Genomic DNA, 25,699 nt, shown 5'->3' with positions numbered 1-25,699 from the left:
ACACCATGATCAGGTTCATTGCGAAAAGGCTGGGCAGCGGGCTGGTGGTGCTGTTCGTTGTCTCGGCCCTCACGTTCTTCCTGCTGTACGTCTCCAGCGGGAGTATCGCCAGGAACATCCTTGGCGACCAGGCCACCGCGGAGCAGGTGGCGATGAAAGAACAGGAGCTGGGGCTGGACCAGCCGCTGCCGGTCCGCTACTTCTCCTGGGTAGCCGATGCGCTGGGCGGGAACCTTGGTGCCTCGTGGTTCACGTCCGAGCCGGTGGCCAACTCGCTTGCCACCCGGATTCCGGTGACCATGACCATGGTCTTCGCCGCAATGATCCTGATCGCAGTCTGTGCCGCACTCATTGGTGTTATCGCTGCCGTCAAACGCGGCTGGGTGGACAGGGTGGTCCAGGTTGGCGCCATCATCGGAGACTCCATTCCGGGGTTTGTGATCGGCGTCATCCTGGTCACCATCCTGGCCATCCAGCTGGGCCTCTTCCCGGCGACGAGCACCATTTCCCCTGAAGCCGGACCCGAGGCGTGGGTATATTCCATGTCCCTTCCCGTGATAGCCCTGCTGGTCAACGGCGTCACCGGCGGTGCACAGCAGATCCGCAGCGCCGTCATCAAGCAGCTTGAGCGGGACTACGTCCGTACCCTGCGCAGCCGCGGCATCGGCGAGCGGGAGATCCTGTTCAGGCACGTGCTGCGCAGTGCCGCCCCGGCCGGCCTGACGGTGCTTAGTCTGCAGCTGATCGGCATGCTTGGCGGTGTGGTCATCATCGAGCAAATCTTCGCCCTGCCGGGCATGGGTCCTCTCGCGGTCACAGCCACCGGCCAGTCGGATCTTCCAGTGGTGATGGGCGTCGTGATGTACACGGTGGTCGTCGTCATCGTGGTGAACCTGCTGGTGGACATTCTCAATGGCTGGCTCAACCCGAAGGTACGTGTGTCATGAGTGACTCTGTAGAAACCGCGGCCGTTGCCGCCCCTGCTCCCTCCCTCCATACCGGGCAGAGCGGCACAGTGGTCCGCTCCACTGTGATCCGGCGCCTGCTCAAGAACCCGCTGGGCATCATTGCGATGGCCATCCTGCTGGCGATCTCGCTGCTGGCCATCCTGGCTCCGGTCCTGGCACCTTTCCAGGAGAACTACTCCAACATCGCCAAGACGCTGGCCGCCCCGGACGCGGTGAACATTCTGGGAACGGACAGCGCCGGGCGCGATGTCTGGAGCCGCCTGCTGTTCGGTGCGCAGCTGACGCTCCTCTCCGCCTTGCTCTGTGCGGGCGTCGCCATCGCCATCGGACTTCCGGCAGGCCTGATCGCGGGCTATTACGGCGGCAAGTTTGAGGCAGTTTCCAACTGGATGGTCAGCATCCTCATGAGCCTGCCCGGCTTGATTGTGCTGCTGACGATCCGGGCGGCCTTCGGCCCCTCGGTATGGATTTCCATGATCGCGTTCGGCATCCTCATCAGCCCGTCCTATTTCCGGCTGACCCGCACCGCCGTCCAGTCTGTGCGCAACGAGCTGTACGTGGACGCCGCCAGGGTTTCCGGGCTTTCGGACCTGAGCATCATCGCCCGCCATATCTTCTCCGTGGTCCGGGCACCCATCATCATCCAGACGGCGGCCATTGCCGGCGTAGCCATCGCGATCCAGTCCGGACTGGAGTTCCTGGGCCTGGGCGATCCCACCAAGGCAACCTGGGGCGTCATGCTTTCGGAGGGCTTCAAGAACGTCTACCTGAACCCGACCCTGCTCTTCTGGCCGGCACTCGCCATGGCGTTGACCATTGGGGGGCTGGTCCTGCTGGGCAACGCCATCCGCGACGCCCTGGAAGACGGAGAAAAGGTCAAGCACCGCAAGAAAGCGGCCCAGCTGAAGGGCACGACGGCGGCACCCGCCGCGGCGCGCCCGCTACGCGCCGCTGGCGGGCGGCCTGTGGCCACAGTCAAGTCAGGCACGGAGCACCACCTCGTGAAGGTGACCAACCTCGGCGTCGGGTACCCCCAGGCCGACGGTTCCATCAAAAAGGTGGTGGATGACGTCTCCTTCCACGTGGACCGCGGCGAGATTCTCGGCATCGTGGGTGAATCCGGATCAGGCAAGTCCCAGACCGCGTTCTCCATCTTGGGTCTGCTTCCGGACAACGCCCGCATTGTGGCCGGTTCCATCCAGTTCGACGGCAACTACACCGTCGCCCCGGGTGAGGAGCGCGTCGATCAGGCACGGCTGTCCAAGCTTCGCGGCAAGAGGATCTCCTACATTCCGCAGGAGCCCATGAGCAACCTGGACCCCGCTTTCACCATCGGCTACCAGCTCGTGACGCCGATGGTGCGCGTCCTCGGAATCCCCAAGGAAGAAGCCCGCAAGCGCGCGCTGAAACTCCTGGCCGACGTCGGAATCACCAACCCCGAACGGACCTTCAGCGCCTACCCCCACGAGGTCTCCGGAGGCATGGCCCAGCGTGTGCTCATTGCCGGTGCCATCAGCTGCGAACCGGACCTGGTGATCGCCGATGAGCCCACCACGGCTTTGGACGTCACCGTGCAGGCCGACGTGCTCGACCTCCTGCGCGAGCTCCAGCGGCGGCTGAACATCGGCGTCATCCTGGTGACTCACAACTTCGGTGTGGTGGCAGACCTCTGCGACCGCGTGGCCGTCATGCAGAACGGCCGCCTCGTCGAGGAAGGATCCGTCCGCGACATCCTCCGCAACCCCAAAGAGCAGTACACCCGGACCCTGCTGGCGTCCATGCTCGAAGGCAAAACCCCCATGTCCATGCTTGTATCCAGCCAGAAGGAACCGGTCGCATGAGCACGTCGGAAAACGCCCCGCTCCTGACAGTAGAGAACCTGGTGGTTGAGTACCCCAGCAAGAAGTTCCGCGCTAAGCCGTTCCGAGCGCTCACGGACGTCAACATTTCCATCGGGCAGGGCGAGACGCTTGGCCTGGTAGGGGAGTCCGGTTCGGGCAAGACCACCCTGGGCCGTGCCGTCCTTGGCCTGGCCCCCGTGACTGCCGGAAGGATCACGTTCGAAGGCCGCGACATCGGCCACGCCACCCGTAAGCAGCGGCGGACCCTGAGCCGGGACCTCCAGGTGGTCTTCCAGGACCCGTACACCTCCCTGAACCCCGCCCTCGAGATCGGCGCCATCCTCGCCGAACCCCTCGGAGTGCAGGGCCTGGAGCAGACAGCGGCCAGGAAGCGCGTCAAGGAATTGCTCGACCAGGTGGGGCTTCCCTCGGATGCCATCCATCGCCTGCCACGGGAGTTCAGCGGCGGCCAGCGCCAGCGCATCGCCATCGCCCGGGCACTCGCGCTCTCACCGAAACTGATCGTTTGCGACGAACCCGTCAGTGCACTTGACCTGTCCACCCAGGCCCGTGTCCTTGACCTGTTCCTGCAGATCCAGAAGGACACCGGCGTTTCCTACCTCTTTGTCTCCCACGACCTGGACGTCGTGCGGCACATCAGCCACCGCGTGGCCGTCATGTACCACGGCCAGATCGTCGAACAGGGACCGGCCGCGGTGGTAACCCGCGACCCCGAGCACCCCTACACCCAGCGTCTCCTGCTGGCCTCCCCGGTACCCGATCCGGACCGGCAGGAGCAGCGCCGGGCCGATCGTCACCGGCTGCTGGAAAGCCAGCGGAATCAGCACGAACAGGCCGGCGCCGTCGCCTAGCAGCACGCGAACCAACCAGACCGGCAAAGCGGCCCTGACCGGGCCCGGAACATTACGGAGGAACAAGTGGCCACCATTGGCGTACAAGCGATGATGCTCAAAGAAAGCTTCACGGAACTCGGCGCGTTCGAGACGCTCCGGAAGGTCAGCGCGATCGGCTACAACGCCGTCGAAATCTCCCAGATCCCGATGACAGCGGAGAACGTCACCGAACTGGACCGGTCCCGCAGGGACCTGGGCATGGACATCGCGGCATTGTCGGTCGCAATGGAAACGCCCAAGGGCATGCCCGGCGATTCGCTAAAGGACCATTTCGACAAGATCATCGACGACGCAAAACGCCTCGACACCACGCTCCTGCGGATCGGGATGCTTCCCTTCCCGGCCATGAAGTCAATCGGCGCCGTGGTCGACTTCGCCAAACTGGCCAACGAGTACGCCGAGCGCCTGCAGGAGCACGGCATCGCCCTGTACTACCACAACCACCACATCGAGTTCGCGAAGTTCGACGGCAAATACATGCTGGACATCATTGCGGAGAACTCCCCGGCCATGGGCCTGGAAATCGACGTCCACTGGGTGCAGCGCGGCGGACTTGACCCCGTCCGGACCCTCGCGAAGTACGCCGGACGCACCGCCATGGTGCACCTGAAGGATTACCGCATCGGGGAGCTGCCCCAATCGGCCTTCGGGCTTCTTGAATCCGGCGACTTCGCGGGCTTTATGGCCGAGTTCAAGGACGTCGTCCAGTTCGCGGAAGTGGGCGAAGGCAACCTGGACTTCCCGGCCATCATCCCGGCCGCGCAGGCCGCCGGCGCCCAGTACCTGCTCGTGGAGCAGGACCAGCTGTACGGCCGCACCGTCTGGGATGCGTTGCAGACCTCGTACGACAACCTGGTGGCCATGGGCCACGCCGACCTTTTCTAACCATTGATGCCGGCTCTCCGGCTCCCGCAAGCCCAACCAACAAGAAAGGAAATCAAACTGTGAGTAAGAAAGTACGGCTCGGCATCATCGGCCTGGGCCAGCAGGGCGGTGCCTACGCCAAGTTCATCAAAGAGGGCCTGGTCCCCAACATGGAAATCGGTGCCATCTGCGATATCGATCCTGCCAAGAAAGAACTTGCGGCTTCGCAGTACCCTGACTCGCCGTTCTACGAGGACTACATCGCCATGCTGGAAAGCGGCGACGTCGATGCCGTAGTCACGTGCGTTCCGCACTTCCTGCACCCCGAGATGGGCATCGAGACGCTTAAGCGCAACATCCACGCACTGGTGGAGAAGCCCGCCGGCGTCTACACCAAGCAGGTCAGGGAGCTGAACGAGTTTGCAGCCAGCAAGCCCGAACTGTCCTTTGCGATCATGTTCAACCAGCGCAACAACCCGCTGTACCAGAAGCTCAAAGAGATCGTCGACGACGGCGAAATCGGCAAGATCCGACGCACCAACTGGATCATCACCAATTGGTGGCGTCCGCAGGGCTACTACAACTCCAGCGAATGGCGCGCCACGTGGGGCGGCGAAGGGGGCGGCGTCCTGGTTAATCAGGCACCACACCAGCTGGACCTGTGGCAGTGGATCTGTGGCGTGCCGAAGTCTGTGTACGCGAAGGTGGCCTACGGCTTCCGCCGCGACATCGCGGTCGAAGATGAAGTAACCGCCGTGGTGGACTACGGCGACGGCGCTACCGGCGTTTTCGTCACCGCCACGCACGACCTGACCGGCACGGACCGCTTCGAGATCCTGGGCGACCAGGGCAAGATCGTCGTCGAAGGCTCCAAGACCGCCACCGTGACCCGCCTCGTCAAGCCCGAACGCGAACTCAGCGACGGTATGGACATGGACGATGTCCGCAAGCTTTTCATGGGTGAGTTGAACCCCGAGGAGTACTACCACACCGAAGTCGTGGAGTTCGAATCCGCCTGGGGGGCCCAGCACTCCGGCGTCCTGGAGAACTTTGCCGCCAACATCCTGGACGGCACCCCGCTGCTGGCCCCGGGGTCCGACGGCATCAACGGCGTCCGCCTCGCCAACGCCATCCACCTTTCCAGCTGGACGGGCAGGGAAGTGGGCCTGGACTTCGACGAGGACGAGTTCCTCGCCGAGCTCAACAAGCGGATCGCCGAGGAAGGAAAGTTCCCCGAGCGCGTGTAGTCCGGAAACAACCGCGCCGGCAACCGATGGCGGCATGCGTGGGAACCGCCAGCCCAACCGACCAGCAGTTAGTGCCGGTTTGAACCTCAAAACGGCACTAACTGCGGCCGGGGCGGCGTGTTTCGTCGTTAGGATGGGGCGGTGACTGAACCCAACAAGCCGGAAGCGCCCACAGCAGCAGGGCCGGCCAAAAAGCACACCCGGGACGGGAAAAGCAGCCCCACCATCTACGACATTGCCAAGATTGCGGGCGTAAACCCTTCCACCGTGTCCCGTGCACTCAGTAAACCCGGCCGGGTCAGCGCCAAGACGCAGAAGCTTATCGAGGATGCCGCCGCCGAGCTCAACTACCAGGTCAACCCGTTCGCGCGGGCGCTGCCCACGGGGCGGACCAACACCTTCGGGCTCATCGTCGCCGACATCACCAACCCCACGTTTTTCGACATTATCCGCGGGGCGCAGACCACGGGCACGCTACGGAACTACACCCTCGTGCTGGCCGAGTCCGCAGAGTCTGGCGTCACCGAACTTACGGCGGCCCGCCGGCTGATGGCCACGGTGGACGGCCTCATCCTGGCAAGCCCCCGCATGCAGGACGACAATATCCGCGCGCTCGCCGACGACAAGCCGGTGGTGGTCATAAACCGGGAAGTCGATGGCCTGCCGTGCGTCGTTCCCGACGTAAACAAGGGCATCAGCGAGGCAGTGCGCAGCCTCGCCGCCAACGGGCATAAGAAAGTTGCCTTCGTCGCTGGCCCGGAAAAGTCCTGGATGTCCGCCCGCCGCTGGGAAGGCGTGCTGGCAGCCTGCGAATGGTCCCGGCTGGAGGCCGTGCGGCTGGATTCCACCAGGCCCACCGTCGACGGCGGCAGGCAGGTGGCGCGCGATGTCCGCGCCAGCGGCGTCACTGCCGTGCTGACGTACAACGACCTCCTGGCCATCGGGCTCATGCAGGAACTCCAGGCCGCGGGCATCGTGGTGCCGGACCAGATCAGCATCGTGGGCTTCGATGACATTTTCGGGGCAGACTTCACCACACCGCCGCTGACCACCGTCCGCTCTCCGCTGGGCGAGTGCGGCTCGGGCGCAGCTACCCTGTTGCTGGACCTCCTGCACGGCACAGGGGAACCTGCCGGCACCCTCCGCGTGGAAACCGAGCTGGTGCTGCGTGGCTCGAGCGGACGCCTGCTGCCCGCCGGCTAGCTCTCGCCGCAGGACGAACGGTCCGGCCTTGGCAATTCTTGGCAACCGGTTGACAAAACGGTCTTAAAAGCCGGACCATTGAGCTATGTCAGAGTCGATTGCCGCCAAACCAGACCGGCTCCTGCCCGCTGATCCCGGAACGCGCAGCATTGCGCGAGACCTCCTGCAGCGGGTCCAGGACCTTCCCATCATCTCCCCGCACGGGCACGTGGACGCTGCAGTCATCGAGCACAACAGCCCTTTTCCGGATCCCGCAGCGCTGCTGGTCAGTCCGGACCACTACGTCACCCGGCTAATCCATGCCAGCGGCGTTCCGATGGACCGGCTTCGCGACTCAAAAACCGCTACCGCTGATTCCCGGGCCGTCTGGCACGAGTTCTGCAAGGCCTGGCCGCTGTTCGAAGGCACTGCCTCCGGCTACTGGCTCCGCACTCAGTTCGCCACCGTCTTCGGTCTCCAGCACGAGATCACAGCAGACACTGCCGACGCCAGCTACGATGCGATTTCCGCCAAGCTGCGGGAACCCGGCTTCCGGCCCCGCCAGCTCTTTAAGGACTTCAACATCGAGGTGCTGGCCACAACGGACGATCCCCTGGACAGCCTCGCCAGCCACAAGGCGATATCCCAGGATCCCACGTTCCACGGCCGCGTCCTGCCCACCTTCCGCCCGGACGCCTACCTGAACATCGGCCACCCCCAGTGGCAGTCCAACGTGGACCGGCTTATTGCGGCAGCGGGCGACGGCGGCACCGGCTACGCCGGCTATCTCACCGCTCTGGAGAACCGGCGGCGCTATTTTGTGGAACACGGCGCCGTCTCCGCTGACCACGGCGTCCGCACGCCCGCAACCCTCAAGCTCGATGACAGCGACGCGGCGAAGCTTTTCGACCGTGCGCGCTCCGGCGAGGCCACGGCCCGGGACCGCGACGACTTCGAGGCCCACATGATGTACCAGATGGCCCGGATGTCCGTTGAGGACGGCCTGGTCATGACCATCCACCCCGGCTCCTACCGCAACCACCACGAACCTACGTTCAACGCCTACGGCGCGGACACCGGCCATGACATCCCCGTGGCCATCAACTACACCGAGGCGATCCGACCGCTGCTGCAGGACTTCGGCACTGCCAAGGACTTCCACCTGGTGCTCTTCACCCTGGATGAGACCGTGTTCTCCCGCGAACTCGCGCCGCTGGCGGGCTTCTACCCCTCCGTGTACCTGGGAGCCCCGTGGTGGTTCCTGGATGCGCCGGACGCCATGATGCGCTTCCGCTCTGCCGTCACAGAGACCGCCGGATTCTCCCGCTCGTCCGGCTTCATCGATGACACCCGCGCGTTCTGCTCCATCCCTGCACGCCATGACGCCTCCCGCCGGATTGAGGCCTCCTTCCTGGCCAGGCTTGTCGCGGAGCACCGGGTCAGCGAGGAACGCGCCCACGAACTGATCGTCGACATCGTCGACGGATCACCCAGAAGGGTCTTCAAACTGTGAGCACTGAACTGCAGTCCCCAACCACAGCCGCCGTGGGCCTTCCCCAGCTGAACCGCAGCCTGCGGCCAGCCGCCAAGGCCCCGGTCCGCATTGTCCACCTGGGGCTGGGAGCCTTCCACCGCTCACATCAGGCCTGGTACACGCACCAGGCGGGCGACGCCGCCGGCTGGGGCATCGCCTCATTCACCGGCCGCCGCCCCGACGCCGCGCTGGCCCTCGCGGAGCAGGACGGCCTGTACACCGTGGTGGAACGCGCCGACGGCGGCGACTCGTTCAGCGTGGTCAGCAGCATCGTGGAGGCGGTTGACGGGGCCCAGGTGCAACGGCTGGCCGGGCTGGTTGGCGCCCCCGCCACGGCCGTCGTCACCCTCACCATCACCGAAGCCGCATACAGGCTCGGCGTCGACGGGCAGCTGGACCGGATGGCTGCGGACGTCGTGGCAGACCTTGCGGCGCTGGAGTCCGGAACTGAAGCCCCTGCGACGCCGCTGGGCCGGCTGGTGCTGGCCCTGGCCGCCCGCAGGGCTTCGGAAGCCGGCCCGCTTGCCGTGGTGTGCTGCGACAACCTCTCCGACAACGGCACCGTGGCGCGCAACGCCGTAGTGGGCATGGCGAGGGCCTGGGACCAGGGCCTGGCCCGAATGGATCGGCGCCACTGTCAGTTTCGTCAGCACCTCGGTGGACCGGATCACTCCGCGCACTACGGAGGAGGATCTTGCTGCCGTGGAAGCCCGCTGCGGCTACCGCGACAATTCCCCGGTGGTGGCCGAACCCTTCTCAAGCTGGGTGCTCAGCGGGGACTTCCCGGCGGGACGGCCACGCTGGGAAGACGCCGGTGCCGTGTTCGTCGACGACATCGAACCCTACGAAAACCGCAAGCTGTGGCTCTTGAACGGCGCGCACTCGCTGCTGGCCTACGCAGGCCAGCTTCGGGGACACGCCACGGTGGCGCAGGCCCTGGCCGATCCCGCATGTCGGCGGGCCGTTGAAGCGTTCTGGGACGAGGCCGAGGCAAGCCTGTCCCGAGGGGAGGGAGCTACCGTCGACCTGCAGATCCCGGCATACCGTGCTGCCCTGCTGGCGCGCTTCAGCAACGCCCGGATTGCCCATCATCTTGCGCAAATTGCAACGGACGGCAGCACCAAGCTGCGGATGCGCGCCGTTCCGGTGCTGCGGGCTGAACGCGCGGAGGACCGGTCCGGGGCCGCCGCTGCGCTCATGATCGCGGCGTGGGTGGACTATTGCGCGTGTGCCACCGCAGTCCAGGATCCGCTGGCTGCAGACATCGCCGCAGCCAACCGGCTCAGCGGTGCCGAAAGGATCTGCGCGCTGCTCAGGCTGGTGGACCCGGTTATGGCCGCGGACGCTGCCGTCGTTGGCCTGGTTGAAGACCTGTGCGGAACGTTCGGGGAGCTGGCTGTCTCCCGGTAGCGTCCTCCGCGCACGCACCGCTGCCCGGTTCCCCTTGCCATAGGGAGCCGGGCAGCGATGTTTCCCTGAAGCGTCAACTACTGGCAACCGCTTGCCATTTGATTGCCAAATGACTAGGATTACAACACGGGCAGAAACCCGGCGCACCGCCGGTCCTCCCGAAAATCCTCCGGCTCAGCCCGCAATGACGCGATAGGAATCCCGCAAATGCTCAAGCCCCAGGCCAGCGAAACCCGCGAGTTGGTCAACCTCGACGGCATCTACCGCTTCAAGGTGGATTTCGACCGTACCGGCCACGCCCAGGAATGGTTCAAGAAGGCGCTGGAGACCGACCTGGAAATGGGTGTTCCGGCCAGCTACAACGATGTCTTCCCGGACAAGGCCATCCGCGATCACGTGGGCTACGTCTGGTATCAGCGCGAGGTGCGGGTTCCCCGCGGCTGGGCGGGGGAGCGGATCCATGTACGGCTCGACTCCGCCACTCACGAGGGCATGGTCTGGGTTGATCACGTGCTGGTGGCCGAGCACACCGGCGGTTATATGCCGTTCAGCGCCGACATCACCGAGCACGTGCCGCCGGGCCAGGTTTTCCGGTTGACCATCTGCGTGAACAATGAGCTCACCCAGGCCACCATTCCGCCGGGCAGCATCACCGTTACCGAGGACGGACGCCGCCAGCAGAGCTACCTCCATGATTTCTACAATTACGCCGGGCTGCACCGCAGCGTCTGGCTTTACAGCACCCCTGCCCTTACCGTGGACGACATCACGGTGGTGACAGGTTTTGAGGGCAACACCGGCAGCGTGGATTACAGGGTCGCCACCGCCGGCGGCACCGGAAACGAGGCCATCAGGGTCACGCTCCGCGATGCGGACGGCGCGGAGGTCGCCGCGGCTGAAGGCGCCCACGGCGCCCTGGTGATTGACGGCGTCGTGCTCTGGAAGCCGGGGGCGGCCTACCTGTACAGCCTCACCGCTGAGATCCACGACGGCGGCCGGCTGCTGGACAGCTACACCCTCCCGGTGGGAGTCAGGACAGTTGAGGTCAGGGGCAAGGAATTCCTCATCAACGGCGAACCGTTCTATTTCACCGGCTTCGGCATGCACGAGGACCATGTGGCCATCGGGAAGGGCCACAGCAACGCGCAGATGATCAACGACTTCCAGCTCCTGGACTGGGTGGGCGCCAACTCCTTCCGCACCTCGCACTACCCCTATGCCGACGAAGTCATGGAGTTTGCCGACCGCCACGGCATCGTGGTGATCGACGAAACCGCCGCCGTCGGGCTGCACCTGGGCTTCGGGGCCGTCTTCGGCGGAATCGCGAAGAACACGTACGTCGAGGGCGGGGTGGACGGCAACACCGCCGAGAACCACCGCCAGGCCATCCGGGAGCTGGTGGCCCGCGACAAGAATCACCCCTCCGTCGTCATCTGGTCCATCGCCAACGAGCCCAACGGCTCGGAAGAAGGCGCCCGCGAGTACTTCCAGCCGCTGGCCGAACTGACCCGGCAGCTGGACCCTACCCGTCCCGTGGGTTACGTCAACGTCATGTTCGACACCCCGGACAAGGAACTGCTCGGCGACCTCTTCGACGTCATCATGCTCAACCGCTATTACGGCTGGTACCTGAACAACGGGGACCTGGAGACAGCTGAGCAGGTCCTGGAGAAGGAACTGCGGGAATGGGAAGCCAAATACGGCAAACCCATGATCATGACCGAATACGGGCCGGATACCATGCCGGGCTTCCACTCCATCTACGAGCAGCCCTGGAGCGAGGAATACCAGGCCGCTTTCCTGGCGATGTACCACCGGGTTTTTGACCGTGTGGACGCCATGGTGGGCGAGCAGGTCTGGAATTTCGCAGATTTCCAGACGTCCAACGGCATCATGCGCGTCGACGGCAACAAGAAGGGCGTCTTCGCCCGCGACCGCCGGCCCAAGCCCGCCGCCTATGCCCTCCGCCAGCGCTGGACCGCGCTGGCCGGCATCAAGAACGGCAGCGACAAGAAGATCACCAACCCCTAGCATTTTTCACTATTTCTGGCTGCCCCCGGGCAGACACTTGGGTAAAGGAGCCCACCTCATGAAAAAGCTGAACAAGCTCAGCATCATCGGCTACGGCGCCGGCGATGCCGCCAACAACCTCGCCTTCACCACCGCCACCATGTTCCTGCTGGTCTACTACACCGACGTTGCGGGCATCTCCGCGGCAGCGGCAGGCACACTCCTGCTGGCGGTGCGCGTCTTCGACGCTTTCGCTGACGTGTTCGCCGGGCGGGTGGTGGACCGGGCCTTCAGCAAGCGCTTTGGCAAGTTCCGTCCCTTCATCATGTTCGGCTCCGTTCCACTGCTCCTGCTCAGCGTGGCGACATTCTCGGTGCCGCAGCTCGGCGAGTCCGGCACCCTGCTGTACGCCTACGTCACCTACGCGGCCCTGGGCCTGGCCTACAGCCTGGTCAACATCCCCTACGGCTCCCTGGCCGGTGCCATGACGCAGGACCCGGGGGAGCGCGCCAAACTCGGTTCTGCCCGCATGATCGGCGCACTCCTGGTGGGCTCTGCCCTGGGCATCTTCGTAGCCCCGCTGGTCAAGCCGGGAGCCAACCTCCAGGGAACATTCACCACCATCACCCTGGTCTTTGTGGTCATTGGGACGGCCCTTTACTTCTTCACGGTGTTAACAGCCAAGGAACGCGTACACCGGAACGTCCCCAACGTCACCTTCAAACAGAGCATGGACACGCTCAAAGGCAACAAGCCGCTGCTGATGCTGTGCCTGAGCTCCTTCTTTTTCCTCACCGGCTACCTGGCGCTGACCTCGGTGCAGCTCTACTACCTGCGCGACGTCCTGGGCCGGCTGGATTTGTACCCGGTGCTCTCGATCGTCCAGCTGGTCCTTACTTTCGTGCTGGCCGGATTCATGCCCGCACTGGTCCGCAACGTGGGCAAGAAGCGCGTGTACATCTACTCCTCGCTGCTGACCGTCCTCGGCGGAGCCATCATCTTCCTGACCCCCGCCACGCAGGTCTGGGTCGGCTTCAGCGGCCTGCTAATCAGCGTCCTGGGCGTCCTCGCCGTCAACATCGTCGTCTGGGCGCTGGAAGCCGACACCGTGGAGTACGGCGAATGGAAGACCGGCGTCCGCACCGAAGGCATCACCTACGCGTTGTTTTCCTTCACCCGCAAGACCGGGCAGGCAGTCGGCGGAGCCCTCGCCGCTTACGCACTGGCCCTCGGCGGCTACAAATCGGGCGCCACCCAGACAGCGGAGGCTGTTTTCGGAATCCAGATCGCCGCCGGCGCCCTGCCCGCCGTCATGACCATCCTGGCCGTCCTGGTCATGTCCAAGTACAAACTCACGGACGCCAAGCACGCCGAAATCCTGGCCGAGATTCAGGCCCACCGCGTCAGCGATGCCGCCGCCGGCACGTCCACCATCGGGACTGCCCCTGTTGTCGCGACTGCCAGCCTGGCTGCGCCTCAGACCACCAGTTCCAACTAAGTCCCTCACCGCTGCCACTACATGCCCTTGCCCTTGCTTTGAAAGGATCTGCCGTGAAAATCATTGCCGCTGAAGTCTTCGTGACCAGCCCGTCCCGGAACTTCGTGACTCTTCGGATCACCACCGAGGACGGTGTCACCGGTATCGGGGATGCGACGCTGAACGGGCGTGAGCTCGCGGTCGCGGCGTACCTGAAGGAGCACGTTGCGCAGTTGCTGATCGGAAAGGATCCGCACCGGATCGAGGACACCTGGCAGTTCCTGTACCGGTCCTCGTACTGGCGCCGCGGCCCGGTGACGATGGCCGCGATCGCCGCCGTGGACATGGCGTTGTGGGACATCAAGGGCAAGCTGGCGGGCATGCCGGTGTACCAGCTGCTGGGCGGAGCGTCGCGGAACGGGCTGCGTGCGTACGGGCACGCCTCGGGCTCGGATCTGGAGTCGTTGTTTGATTCCGTGCGGGAGCATCTGGAGCTGGGCTACAAGTCGATCCGGATCCAGACCGCGGTGCCGGGGATCAAGGCTGTGTACGGGGTGGCGGCGCAGGCGCAGGCCTCGGGCGAGCGCTATGACTACGAACCGGCCGGGCGCGGGGCGTTCCCGCTGGAGGAGGACTGGGACACCCGCGCCTACCTGCGGCACCTTCCGACGGTGTTCGAGGCGGTCCGGAACGAGTTCGGTCCGGAAATCCCGCTGCTGCACGACGGCCACCACCGGATGACCCCGATCCAGGCCGCGAAGCTCGGCAAGGCGCTCGAACCGTACGACCTGTTCTGGCTGGAGGACTGCACTCCTGCGGAGAACCAGGAGGCGCTGCGCCTGGTCCGGCAGCACACCACCACGCCGCTGGCGATCGGTGAAATCTTCAACACCGTGTACGACTACCAGACCATCATCAAGGAACAGCTGATCGATTATGTCCGGGCCGCCTCGACGCACTTCGGCGGGATCTCGCCGCTAAAGAAGGTGATGGACTTCGCCGCGCAGTACCAGATCAAGTCCGGCTTCCACGGGCCCACGGACATTTCCCCGGTCGGGTTCGCCGCGCAGCTGCACGTGGGCCTGGCGATCCACAACTACGGGATCCAGGAGTACATGCAGCACTCGGACAAGACCAACGAGGTCTTCGAGCAGTCGATGACGTTCGTGGACGGTTACCTGCACCCGGGGAACGAGCCGGGCCTCGGCGTCGAGTTCAACGCCGAAGCTGCGGCAGCCTACCCCTACCAGCAGGCCTACCTGCCCTACAACCGCCTCGTCGACGGAACGGTCCACGACTGGTGAGCACGACAAACACCGAAACCAGCAGCAAACCCACTTCCGGCGGACAGTCGAAGCTCCGCGTCGTCGTGATGGGCGTGTCCGGCTGCGGCAAGACCACCATCGGTGATCTCGTTGCCCGGCAGCTCGGCGTACCCTTCCTCGACGGCGACTCACTCCACCCGGTGGAGAACGTCGCCAAGATGGCGGCCGGCACACCCCTGACGGACGAGGACCGCTGGCCGTGGCTCGCCACAGTCGGGACAGAGCTTCGGGACGCGGGCGACGCCGGTATGGTCCTGGCTTGCTCCGCGCTGCGGCGCAGCTACCGCGACGCCATCCGTGAACAGGCGCCGGACACCATTTTCCTGCACCTGCATGGCACCAAGGAGGTGCTCAGCCAGCGCCTCGAGGGCCGGTCCGGTCACTTCATGCCGCCCGCGCTGCTCGAATCCCAGCTGGCAACGCTGGAACCGCTGGCGGCCGACGAGGCCGGAGTAGTGGTTGACATCGCGGCTCCCGTCCAGCAGGTGGTGCCGGAGGCCCTCGCGGGGATTGCCGCCGTCGGACCTTCCAGCACTGGAGGTTCCGGCGCTGCCAGCACCCAGGTCCGGCAGTTCGACGTCGACCTCCAGGCTGCGCCGTTCAACCTCGACGACGCCGCCGTGGCCTGGGTGGAATCCACCATCGCCAGCATGAGCCTCGAAGAGAAGATCGGGCAGCTGTTCATCAACCACAACAACGACTACTCGCCGGAGTACCTCGACGGCGTGCTGGAGAACTTCCATGTGGGGGGCATGCGGTACCGGCCCGGCCCCGCAGCCGCCGTGCAGGAACACATCCGCTACGCGCAGTCCAAAACCCGGATTCCGCTCCTGGTGGCCTCAAACCCGGAAATGGGCGGCGCCGGCAGCTGCGACGATGGAACGTTCGTGTCCACGCACCTGCAGGCCGGATCGCACCCGGACAAGTCCATCGCCCGCCAGATGGGGCAGGTGGCCGGCGTGGAAACCGCGGCCCTAGGCTGCAACTGGGCGTTCGCCCCGATCGTGGACATCCACTACAACTGGCGGAACACGGTCATCTCCACCCGGGCCTTCGGCAACACTCCCGAGATCGTTGTGGAGCGCGCCAAGGAGTACTTCGACGGCATCAGCGAATCCCCAACGGTGTGCGCCATGAAGCACTTCCCCGGCGACGGCATGGACGAGCGCGACCAGCACGTGGTCACCTCCTACAACACCCTCGGCTACGAGGAGTGGAACCGGACCTACGGGCACGTGTACCGCGAGATGATCGATCACGGCGTGCAGTCCATCATGATCGGGCACATCGGGGCGCCGGAACTGTCCCGGCACTTCCGCCCGGGCATGGCGGACGCTGACATCCTGCCCGCCACGCTGTCGCCGGAACTGCTCCAGGACCTGCTCCGCGGCGAGCTGGGCTTTAACGGGCTGATCCTGACTGACGCGTCGCAGATGATTGGGTTGACGCAGGCGTTGAAGCGCAAGGATCTGGTGCCGGCCACCATCGCCGCGGGCTGCGACATGTTCCTGTTCTTCCGCAACCCCGCGGAGGACTTCCAGTACATGCTGGACGGCTACAAGTCCGGGGTCATCACCGAGCAGCGCCTGCACGACGCGCTGCGACGGATCCTGGCGCTCAAGGCCTCGTTGGGTCTGCACCGCAAGCCTGCCGCGGAGCGGGTGCCGCCGGCAGAAGCACTGGCTGTCATCGGCAGCGAGGCGCACCGGGCCATCGCCGCAGAGATCGCGGACAAGACCGTCACCCTGGTGAAGGACACCGCGAACAACCTGCCGATCACGCCGGAGACGCATAAGCGGATCCGCCTGTATGGCATCTCCGGTGGAGCGGACTTCACCCGCGCTGACCCGCTGGCCTACCTGGACACGGTCAAGGACGAGCTGGAAAGGACCGGCTTCGAGGTACACCTGTTCAAGACAGCAGATCAGCGCGAAGCCGCGGGGGAAACCGGCTTGAACTTCATGTCCGTCATCTCGGAGGAAGCCACCGGCGACTACGCGGAGAAGTATGACGCCGCGTTCGTGTTCGCCAGCGTCAAGGGCTTTGCCCAGGAAGCAGCGATCCGGATCAAGTGGTCCACTCCGATGGCCGCAGAGATCCCGTGGTACGTCACCGAAGTCCCCACGGTGTTTGTCTCGCTCAACCAGCCCAACCACCTCATCGACGTGCCGATGGTCAAGACCGCCATCCACGCCCACGCCGGAACCCGGGAGGCGATCCGGGCCACCATCGAGAAGATCTGTGGCAAGTCGGAGTTCCAGGGCACGTTCAACGAGAACGTGTTCTGCGATTCCTTCGATACCAGGCTGTAAGAAGTGCGCCCGGAGCCAGGCGCTCCGGGCGCACGCTAAATCCCCTGCGACCGCAAATACCCGGCCCGGCCCCCGATATGGAGATGCCGGGCCGACGTCGTCAGGCCCTTTACGGGCCTCGGACACCGCGTCTGCCGGAACCGGCGCACCGTTGTTGGTGTGCTGATCTTTGTGTCCCGCGGACCGACCGCCTGCCCTCGCTGCGAGCGGAACGAACAGGAAGGCCAGGGCGGCGACGACTCCCGGGATGGCAAAGAACAGGAAGTTCATCGCCACCGGCAGCTTGAGGGTCAGCAGAATACCGCCGAACGTCGGCCCCACGATCGCGCCCATCCGACCGACACCGGAGGCGAGTCCGATGGCCGTCGAGCGCATGAAGGACGGGTAGTACTGGGACACGAACGAATAGGAGATATTCTGTGCCCCCATGGTGCAGGCGCCGGTGATGGCCACGAGTAGCAGGAGCACAGACATATTGTCGCCGAAGCCCAGGAGTGTCAGCGAGGCGGCGGAAATCACGAACATGGGGACGAGTACCCGTTTGACGCCCCAAGCGTCCGCGAGCCTGCCGAGGACCAGGGTGCCGACGATGCCACCCACATTGAGGACGATCGTGAAGGTCAGGCTTGAGTTCAGCGCATACCCGGCCTCGACCATCAGCTTGGGAAGCCAGGTGGTCAGTCCGTTGACCATCAGCAGGCACATGAAGAAGGCAACCCAGATCATGAGGGTCCCCAGCGCACGGCGGTTCTTAAACAGCGCACTGACGGGGCTGCCGGGTTCCCGCTCCTGCAGCCCGGTGAATTCCACTTCAGCGGGGAGGATGGCCTGGCCGCTAATCTTGGACAGCGCGGACCGAAGCTCCCCGATGTTCCCCTTCTGCAAGAGCATGGCGGGGGAGTCGAGGAAGTATTTCATCATGAACGGCAGGAAAAGCAGGGGAAGCGCGGCAACCCAATAGATACTCTGCCAGCCGAACGCGGGCAGGAGGAGCATGGCGACGAAGGCTGCAAGGATTCCGCCAACCGAGAAGAAGCACATCACCACTGCCACCATGGTGTTGGCGCGCTTCCTTGGCGCGTAATGACGGTAGGCAGGATGCCGCCGATCCCGAGGCCGCCCTGCCCGGAGGACCGAGAACTCAGTCGGTCCCGGCGCGAAGCCGCTGAGGGCGGTGGCGGCGCTGAAAAGGATGATGCTCGCGGTGAGGACCTTCTTCCGGCCGAACCCGTCCGCCAGGATCCCGAAGAGGATGGCGCCGACCATCATGCCCACAGGTCCGTAGCTTCCGATGGCGCCTGCCTGCACGGGCCCAGGGACCACTGTTTCATCAGGACCGGTAGGACCGATCCGTAGACCACCAGGTCATACATGTCGGAGGTAATGATGAAGCAGGCCCAGAAAAGCATGCCCGCCTGAAAGTGGTTGAAGCGGGCTTCGCCAATGAAGTCCCGAAGATTGATGCTGCGGCCAGTCCCGCGCCTATGCTTATGAAATGGAAAGTGTGGACCGGACGTCCGGGTCGGCAGACGTCGCGGCTCTTCGGGATGTGGCCGTCTCAATCATCGACATCTCCTCCGACGTCCGACGGAAGTCGCACAATGAAACCGGTGTCCGGCCGCTCTCAAACGGCCTGCTGGAAATCCTCCGAGTGATCGAGAATCACCCGGGCATCACTGTCGCGGAGGCGGCAGCCCGCCTAGGGAGGCAATTCAGCAACGTTAGCGTTCAGCTCCGTGAACTGGTGGCCGCAGGCCTTGTCACTCGGATCCGTGATGCTGCCGACAAGCGCTACGTCTCCCTTCATCCCACTGCGGAGTCGCAGCGGATTAAAGTGCTGCTCGAGGGCGCCTGGGCCGACGCCCTTGCCACGGCCAGTGGGCGGCTGTCGCCCGAGGAGCGTGGGCAGATTGCCGCCTGCCTCCCGGCGCTGCGGCGACTCGCCGCAATTCTCGCCGAGCCGGAGTAGGCCCTCCTAGATATTTTGCTGCCGCGTTACCCCGGGCGGAACCACACCGGTGGGGGATGCCGACGCCGTGCCCCCGATCGTGCGTCCTCGGCTAGGGCCCACCATTCGACGTCCACGTGCCGACCTGGAAGCCGAGATAGTTATACTTGTATAACCATATTCGTTAACCCAGGAAAGAAGTATGTCTGTGGCCTCCGTATCCGCCTCCCTCGAAAGCGGCGCTCCTCCTTCTCGCGGCCAGGGCAAACCTGCGCTGACCCTCATCGCCGTGTGCTTCGGCCTCTTCATGGTGGGGCTCGACTCCACCGTCGTTCACATCGCCAACCCGGCAATCCAGGCCGACCTCCACGCCACCTTCGGCGAGTTGCAGTGGGTCATTAACGCGTACCTTCTCGCGCTTGCTGTCTGCCTTATCCCGGCGGGCAAGCTCGGCGACCGCTTCGGCCGCAAGAAGGTCTACATTCTGGGTGTCCTCCTGTTCGCTATCACCAGCGTTGCCATCGGCGTCATCGGAAGCATCGAAGGCGTGCTGGTATTTCGCGCTCTGCAGGGCGTGAGCGCAGCGCTGCTCATGCCGCAGACCATCGCTCTGCTGAGGTCAACGTTCTCAAGGGAGAAATTCGGCATGGCGGTTGGTATCTGGGGCGGCGTCTCGTCCGTATCCATCGCTGGCGGCCCTCTGGTAAGCGGCATGTTGGTACAGAGCGCGGGCTGGCAGTGGGTCTTCTACATCAACGTCCCGATTGCTATAGCGGGTGTCGTTATGGCAGCTCTGGTTGTCCGTGAAACGGCTATCGAAACGGGTGGCCGCATCGACTTTCTCGGTATCATCCTGCTGGCGGGAGCACTCTTTGCTGTCGTCTTCGCCGTGGTTCAGGCTCAGGGTTGGGGCTGGGGGAGCGCCGCAACGATCGGCGTGTTCGTCGCCGCCATCGTGCTGCTCGCCCTGTTTGTGATCGTCGAGAGCCGTGTGGCCAACCCGCTCCTCCCGCTGGATCTCTTCAAGTCGGCCGGCGTCAGCGTTGGTGGTCTCGTGTTCGTTGCCAACTTCTTCTCGATCCTTGGCGTCACGTTCCTGCTGACTCTGTTCCTGATGAACTCCCTGGGCAACAGCACCGCCACGGCTGGTCTGATGATGCTGCCGATGAGCTTTTTCGCGATCCCTTCCGCACCCATCGGAGCGTTGCTCACGGCGAAGATCGGCCCCCGCAGGGTCGCCGCAATGGGCCTCGGTCTGATGGCGGCAGGCCTGGCGCTGCTGACCTTGGTCGGTGTCGACACGCCCTACTGGATGACGGCGGTGCCGTTCGTGATCATCGCGTTCGGTTCCGGCTTCGCCATTCCATCAGGCGCGGACCTCATCGTGGGAGGCGCGCCGGTGCACCTGGCCGGTGTGGCCAGCGGTTTCCAGACCACCTGCATTCAGGTCGGAGGCGCTATCGGTACCGCAATTCTGTCCGCAATCGTCGCTGGCCAGGTGATCCCCGCCGTGGCAAAGACAAGCCTTCCCGCCGGCGCCATCGAAGGGGCATCCGCCGGAGTTGTTTTCGAGGGGTTCCCCGGCGTGAACGGTGCTTTCGTCGACGGAATGCACCTAGGACTATGGGTCGCCGCAGCCTTCTGTGCGGTCATCGCCGCATTGGTTATTGGCGCAATACGCGAGCCGAAGCACCACAGCGTCGGGACGGTGCTCGAGGAGTCCGCCGAAGCCCTGACCGGCCATCGCTAGGCCGTCCTCGTAGCACCAATGAAGGCTCCGTCCAGCGGACGGAGCCTTCATTGGTGCTCACGGAACGGAGATGCGGTCCACTTGTGGAACATTTCCGCGAGTGCGAAGGGTCATTTCTTGTCAGCTACTCGACCGCTTGGTGGTGAAGGGCAGGACGAGCCGGGACGGGTGGGCAGCGTCGCGGTAGATCTTATGGGTGACAGGCCGGCCCACCGGCAGGTGGAAGGCGTCGGGGGGCAGCAGGGCGTTGTGCTCGTCGGCCAGCGGCTCGTCGTTGGACAGTTCGACGGTGAGCGTGTGTCCGGCTTTGAAGGTGTTGGCGAACGGGTAGAGCCGCAGCACGTATTCCTCGATCGTGCCGGGTTCAACCGGAACGGAGCGGGTGTGCGGGTGGACCGGGCTGCCCTCGGTGCTGCGTTCGTCGAGTTCGCGGTGCGAGGCTTTGAGGTAGCCGCTGGTGATGAGCTGGCGCTTGCCGTTGGGCGCGTAGTCCCACAGGCGCAGGATGAAGTTGGAATCCGGTTGGTCGATCTCGGCGAAGATGTGCGCGGCACCCGTGCCGATCATTTCCGTGTCCTCCTCGAAGGGCGGGGTGGACCAGCTGAGGATCTCCACCTTGTCCGTCACGGTCAGCGGCGCCTGGTAAAAGCCATCCGGCACGGCGTATTCCGCTCCCATCGGCTCCGGCCCGGTCGCGAGCTTGTGACGCGGGCGCAGGTAGAGCGGCCTGTATTCGACGTCCTTGGGCGGCCACTGCTCTGCGGTCACCAGTTGGCGGGAACCTTCCACAAAGACGCTGACTGCCGGCCCATCCATCACGCCGTTGTCGATGCCCTTGATCCAGTACTCGTACCACCGGAACATCTTGTCGTGCTCCTCGATGAAGGCCGCGACTGCATCGGCGGGTAGGGGCCGATGTCCAGCTTCTTGGGCCCCTTCAGCTCCTTGAACAGTTCGATCGTGCCGTCCATGGTCCAGCCGCGGCCCTGGTCGATCTGCAGCCAGACCGGGATGTCGATGTTCGGGGCGAGCGTGATGGGGTTGCGCTCCTCGTACCAGTCCCCGTCCAGTTCGTTCATGACGATGTCGAACCAGGCTTCGTGGTTCTTCGGGTAATGCAGCACGTGGACGAGGTTGGGCCAGGCGGCGACGTCAGGATCCTCAAGGCGCTTGGCGACGAGTTCCTTAAGCTCCGCGGGGGAGTACTTCTCGATCATGCGGGACTTGACGTTATCGGTGAAGGCCCAGCCGGAGTCGCCGCCGCGGCCCTCGCGGGCGGCGCGCGGCATGAACCACATGATGCCGCCGTGGTAGGTGGTCTCGTAGAAGTCGTAGTGTCCGCCGGAGACGAAAATCGCCTTCAGGTGCGGCGGGCGCTCGGCCGCGGCCAGCACCTGCATGGAACCGAAGTAGGAGATCCCCACCATGCCGACGTTGCCGTCGCACCATGGCTGCTCCGCGACCCACTCAATGAAGTCGTACGCGTCTTCGCCCAGCGAGACTCCGCCGGCGTTGTAGTTGCCGATGTGCTCACCGCCGGAGTGGCCGGAGCCGCGCAGGTCGCCGATGACGTGGACGTAGTCCTCCTTGACGATCCGCGCGATGTCGCCCGCCTCGATGCAGCCGTCCCACATTGGGCTGGGGCGCCGCTGCGGCGGGGTGGTCAAGGCCAGGGCCTGCAGTTCCTTGCCGTAGGGGCTCAACGCCACCAAGGCAGGGCGGGGCTTGTCCTCGGGACCCTGGTAGGCGTCCGCAGCGAGCTCGACGCCGTCGCGCATGGGAACCCGCAGTTCTTTGCGCACGGCGATCTTTTCGCCACCGGCGTCCAGTAGCTGGAAGTCATCCATGAGTGCTGATCTCCTCATTTTCTGTCGTGTGGTCCGACGCCGTGCGATAGCCGTGGAGCGTCGTGAAGAACGGGGACGGCTCCAGGCCGGGGTCTGACTCGTAGCCGAGCTCCGCTGCCGCCCGGGCGAAGGGGGAATACGGCGAATCCGTCTGCTGAAGTCCCTCGGCCAGGCAGCCGCAGGCCGCCTCACGGACGCGCGCCTCGACCGCCAGGCTCTCCTGAAGCGCTTCCTTCGCCTGGCCGGCGTCGAGCTCCACGCCGTACGGTGTGCCGTCCGCACGTCGGTACGGGTGACCAAGGTAGAGGTGGCGTGGCCGGATCTCCTCGCTGAGGTACTGGAGGCTGGAGCGGTAGCCGGCCGGGTCGACGAATCCTGGGAAGCCGTTGGCGGCACCATGGACCTGGACAGCGTCGCCGACGAACACGTCGTTTTGGCCGTCAAGGACATAGGCGACCGATCCGCGGGTGTGGCCCGGGATCGAGTGGACCGAGACGGCGACGTCGCCGCCAAGGGAAATAGTCTCCCCGCCGCGCACCAGCAGGTCCGGCTCCATCTCGCCCGAAATCACGGCCTTCGTGGCAGCGGTCAGCCTTGCTTCGCCGTCGGGGTCCTGCAGATACTTTCCCCTCCCCGACAGGTATTCGTCCACGTGGGCGCGGCGCGAGCGCAACAACGGGGCGTCGGCCTCGTGGATGACCACCTGCGCGCGGCGTCCGGTGAGCTCCCACAGGGCATATGCGCCCCCAATGTGGTCGATGTGTCCGTGGGTCAGCAGGATCCAGCGGACGTCCTCGATCCGGCGGCCGATTGCGGCCAGCGCCGGCGCCATGCCTTCGGCGGGGGAGGACGCGATCCCCGTATCGACAATCGCGGGTTCGGGGGCGTCTATGAAGAAGCTGTAGAGACCGAACCGCCCCCACGGCGAGATCAGGGGGTGGACGTCGACCGGTTTCATCATTGTCCTGCGCCCCCGCTGGTCCCGGCGCCCCTGCCCAGGAACCCGGCCGCCTCTTCGAACACATCGTAGAACTCCGGAATCCAGGAGAAGTTCTGGACAAAGCCGTGGTTGGCGCCTGCATAGCGGCGCACCGACGCTTCCACGCCCGCATCGGTGAGCCGCCGGCCGTAGAGCTCGCCTTCGTCGCGCAGCGGGTCGTGCTCGGCAGTCACGATCAGGGCCGGCGGCAGGCCGGAAAGGTCCTGACGCTTAATGGGGGAGACCAGCGCATCCGCGGGGTCCGCCCCGCTGTCCAGGTAGAAGGAGTTGAATGGCAGCAGGCCCGCCGTTTCCAGCCCGTACCCTTCAGCGTTCTCCCGAAGCGACTGGTAGCGGTCGACGTCGAAGTCCAGGTCCAGGGATGGGTAGAACAGGATCTGGTGGGTGATGGCGTCGAATCCGGCGTCGTGGGCCTTGGCGGTAACGGCGGCTGCAAAGTTGCCGCCCGAGCTGTCACCGGCGACGGCGAGGTTCTTTCCGTCCCACTTCAGGGTTTCGCCCTGCTCCGCGGCCCAGCGGACCACGCCGTAGCAGTCCTCGAGCCCGGCCGGGAAGGCCGCCTCGGGCGCGAGGCGGTAGTCCACGGAGATGACCCTGTGGCTGGTTTCCTTGGCCAAAGAACGGGCCACGTGGTCGTGCGTGTCGAGGCTGCCCAGGAAGAAGGCGCCGCCGTGGAAATAGACAAGGAGGCCGTACGCGTCCGCCTCCACCGGCGTGTAGATGCGGACGGGCACCTCGCCCGTCGCCGTCACAGCCGTCGCGTCCTCGACCAAGTGCAACGGGAGTCGGTCCTCGACTGGCGGAACCTGCGCGGCCTCGCCGGCGCGCATAGCCTCGGGATTGAGCGGAGAGCCGTCGGGTGCCGGCAGGGTGCTGAGGATTTTGGCGATTTCGGGATGGATGGTCATGGGGTTAGGCCTCCACCTGGACGGGCTGCTGGGACTTGGGCTTCTGACCCGGGAAGACGTCGTTGACCTCTTCCTCGCTCCACCCCTGTCGTGAGATCCGCTGCAGTTCGTCCGTCACCGGCTTGCGGGTTGCCTGGAACAGCGCCAGGGCCTTTTGGACCGAACCGGCCTGGGCGAGTGCGTCGGCCAGTGCTCCGGCGTCCTCGATGGCGGAGTTCGCGCGCCTGGCCCTGGTGGTGCAGCATTGAGTGCGCCGCATCGCCCATCAGAACCACGGAGTCGGTGTGCCAGGTGTCCACTGGGTCAATGTCATAGACGGCGCGGATGTTGACGGTGCTCATGTCCAGGCCGCGGGCAATGGCTACGATCCGCTCATCGAACCCTTCCACGGTCTTCAGGAGTTCTTCCTTCGTGATCGCCGGTGCCCAGGTCCCGTCCGGGTTCAGGGCGGTGATGTCGAAGGACATCTGGTTGCGGTGCCGCAGCGGCAGCAGGTAAACCTTGGTGCCCTTGCCGATGTACATCCGCAGGTTGTCGTCGACGACCATCCCGTGGGCGTCGTCGGCGGAGATCACCACCCGGTAGGCGTGCTCGCCGGAGAACACCGGGCCCTTGTCGCTGAAGAGCTGCTCGCGCACTGTGGATTTGATGCCGTCGGCACCGACCACCAGATCGGCCTCTGCTCTCTCGCCGTTGGCAAAGGTCAGGACGGAGCGGGCGCCCTTGTCCACGATGGTCTCCAACCTGTGGCCGAGCTGCACCATGCCCTCTGGAAGCACGCTGAGCAGGGCCTCGATGAAGTCGCGGCGGTGGATGAGGTACGTGTGCTTCTCTTCGCCGAACTCCGGCCAGCTGTCCTTCATGATCGGGTCGCCTGTGGCCGTGAGGATTTCGAAGAAGTCGCTCGCCGAGCTCACCTTGGCGACCGCGTCGAAGATTCCCCACTGGCGAAACCGGGCCATCGTGGCGGGGCGCAGGCCGATGCCGGCGCCCACTTCGCCCATCTGGGGAGCCTGCTCGTAGACCGTGACGTCCGCACCGAGCAGGCTCAGGGCCTTGGCCGCCGCAGCGCCGCCGTAGCCTGCGCCGACGATGGCGATCTTGAGGTTCTTGATCTCTTCTGCCTTCATGGTTTCATCTCTTTCTTAAGTCTTTCGTGGCC

Annotated in this window: 18 protein-coding genes and 2 pseudogenes; 14 read left to right on the top strand and 6 right to left on the bottom strand. The window is 64.9% G+C overall.

Features of this window, described 5'->3' with window-relative positions; genetic code table 11:
- The first annotated feature begins 5 nt into the window (after nt 1–5).
- The 12 genes and pseudogenes from QFZ65_RS12610 (at nt 6) to QFZ65_RS12555 (ending at nt 17,084) form a co-directional block, all read left to right on the top strand.
- Nucleotides 6–947, top strand: coding sequence for an ABC transporter permease (locus QFZ65_RS12610; protein ID WP_306910897.1), 942 nt, complete (start codon nt 6–8; stop codon nt 945–947).
- On the top strand, nt 944–2,809 hold the full coding sequence (locus tag QFZ65_RS12605) for a dipeptide/oligopeptide/nickel ABC transporter permease/ATP-binding protein (RefSeq protein ID WP_306910894.1): 1,866 nt from the start codon (nt 944–946) through the stop codon (nt 2,807–2,809). Before QFZ65_RS12610 ends, QFZ65_RS12605 begins: the two co-directional genes overlap by 4 nt.
- Nucleotides 2,806–3,681 (top strand): ATP-binding cassette domain-containing protein, encoded by an 876-nt coding sequence (locus QFZ65_RS12600; RefSeq protein ID WP_306910892.1) that lies wholly within the window; start codon nt 2,806–2,808, stop codon nt 3,679–3,681. Before QFZ65_RS12605 ends, QFZ65_RS12600 begins: the two co-directional genes overlap by 4 nt.
- A gap of 66 nt (nt 3,682–3,747) precedes the next feature.
- Nucleotides 3,748–4,608 carry a sugar phosphate isomerase/epimerase gene (locus QFZ65_RS12595; RefSeq protein ID WP_306910890.1) on the top strand — a complete coding sequence of 287 codons (861 nt, stop codon included), beginning with the start codon at nt 3,748–3,750 and terminating at the stop codon, nt 4,606–4,608.
- A 59-nt stretch (nt 4,609–4,667) separates the two neighbouring features.
- A complete protein-coding gene (locus QFZ65_RS12590; protein ID WP_306910888.1) occupies nt 4,668–5,834 on the top strand; it encodes a Gfo/Idh/MocA family protein in 1,167 nt (388 codons plus the stop codon).
- A gap of 141 nt (nt 5,835–5,975) precedes the next feature.
- Nucleotides 5,976–7,037, top strand: coding sequence for a LacI family DNA-binding transcriptional regulator (locus QFZ65_RS12585; RefSeq protein ID WP_306910884.1), 1,062 nt, complete (start codon nt 5,976–5,978; stop codon nt 7,035–7,037).
- Nucleotides 7,038–7,122: 85 nt separating this feature from the next.
- The gene (gene uxaC, locus QFZ65_RS12580; protein WP_306910882.1) at nt 7,123–8,529 is read left to right on the top strand and encodes a glucuronate isomerase; all 1,407 of its coding nucleotides are present in this window, start codon (nt 7,123–7,125) and stop codon (nt 8,527–8,529) included.
- A gap of 32 nt (nt 8,530–8,561) precedes the next feature.
- Nucleotides 8,562–9,960, top strand: a pseudogene (locus QFZ65_RS12575) (mannitol dehydrogenase family protein).
- Nucleotides 9,961–10,167: 207 nt separating this feature from the next.
- Nucleotides 10,168–11,991: a beta-glucuronidase gene (gene uidA, locus QFZ65_RS12570; protein ID WP_306910881.1), complete on the top strand. Its 1,824-nt coding sequence runs from the start codon at nt 10,168–10,170 to the stop codon at nt 11,989–11,991.
- A 58-nt stretch (nt 11,992–12,049) separates the two neighbouring features.
- Entirely contained in the window at nt 12,050–13,468 is a 1,419-nt protein-coding gene (gene uidB / locus QFZ65_RS12565) for a glucuronide transporter (RefSeq protein WP_306910879.1), read from the top strand.
- Between the two features lie 53 nt (nt 13,469–13,521).
- The gene (gene manD / locus QFZ65_RS12560) at nt 13,522–14,751 is read left to right on the top strand and encodes a D-mannonate dehydratase ManD (protein ID WP_306908445.1); all 1,230 of its coding nucleotides are present in this window, start codon (nt 13,522–13,524) and stop codon (nt 14,749–14,751) included.
- A 68-nt stretch (nt 14,752–14,819) separates the two neighbouring features.
- Complete coding sequence (locus QFZ65_RS12555) at nt 14,820–17,084, top strand: gluconokinase, GntK/IdnK-type (protein WP_306912570.1); 2,265 nt, start codon at nt 14,820–14,822, stop codon at nt 17,082–17,084.
- 177 nt (nt 17,085–17,261) lie between these two features.
- Here QFZ65_RS12555 and QFZ65_RS19120 read toward each other — a convergent pair.
- A pseudogene (locus tag QFZ65_RS19120) lies at nt 17,262–18,350 on the bottom strand (MFS transporter); the annotation flags it as partial.
- Between the two features lie 229 nt (nt 18,351–18,579).
- Between QFZ65_RS19120 and QFZ65_RS12550 the strand changes: the two are divergent.
- On the top strand, nt 18,580–19,053 hold the full coding sequence (locus QFZ65_RS12550) for a MarR family winged helix-turn-helix transcriptional regulator (RefSeq protein WP_306910878.1): 474 nt from the start codon (nt 18,580–18,582) through the stop codon (nt 19,051–19,053).
- Nucleotides 19,054–19,240: 187 nt separating this feature from the next.
- A complete protein-coding gene (locus QFZ65_RS12545; RefSeq protein ID WP_306910877.1) occupies nt 19,241–20,782 on the top strand; it encodes a DHA2 family efflux MFS transporter permease subunit in 1,542 nt (513 codons plus the stop codon).
- Between the two features lie 120 nt (nt 20,783–20,902).
- Here the strand turns inward: QFZ65_RS12545 and QFZ65_RS12540 are convergent, their stop codons facing one another.
- From QFZ65_RS12540 to QFZ65_RS12520, 5 genes are read right to left on the bottom strand one after another with little or no spacing between them, the layout of a single operon-like run.
- Nucleotides 20,903–21,646, bottom strand: a complete 744-nt coding sequence (locus tag QFZ65_RS12540) for a CocE/NonD family hydrolase C-terminal non-catalytic domain-containing protein (protein ID WP_306910875.1) — start codon at nt 21,644–21,646, stop codon at nt 20,903–20,905.
- Nucleotides 21,598–22,629: a CocE/NonD family hydrolase gene (locus tag QFZ65_RS12535; protein WP_306910873.1), complete on the bottom strand. Its 1,032-nt coding sequence runs from the start codon at nt 22,627–22,629 to the stop codon at nt 21,598–21,600. Before QFZ65_RS12535 ends, QFZ65_RS12540 begins: the two co-directional genes overlap by 49 nt.
- Entirely contained in the window at nt 22,622–23,590 is a 969-nt protein-coding gene (locus QFZ65_RS12530) for an MBL fold metallo-hydrolase (RefSeq protein WP_306910870.1), read from the bottom strand. Before QFZ65_RS12530 ends, QFZ65_RS12535 begins: the two co-directional genes overlap by 8 nt.
- A complete protein-coding gene (locus QFZ65_RS12525; RefSeq protein WP_306910868.1) occupies nt 23,587–24,537 on the bottom strand; it encodes an alpha/beta hydrolase in 951 nt (316 codons plus the stop codon). The genes QFZ65_RS12530 and QFZ65_RS12525 overlap by 4 nt, the downstream gene beginning before the upstream one ends.
- Nucleotides 24,534–25,667: an FAD-dependent monooxygenase gene (locus QFZ65_RS12520; protein ID WP_306910866.1), complete on the bottom strand. Its 1,134-nt coding sequence runs from the start codon at nt 25,665–25,667 to the stop codon at nt 24,534–24,536. The genes QFZ65_RS12525 and QFZ65_RS12520 overlap by 4 nt, the downstream gene beginning before the upstream one ends.
- Nucleotides 25,668–25,699 lie beyond the last annotated feature (32 nt).

The sequence above is a fragment of the Arthrobacter sp. B3I9 genome (assembly GCF_030816935.1).
GTDB lineage: Bacteria > Actinomycetota > Actinomycetes > Actinomycetales > Micrococcaceae > Arthrobacter.
Note: the sequence above shows the minus strand (reverse complement) of the source record. Positions and strands in the feature narration are given on the sequence as shown.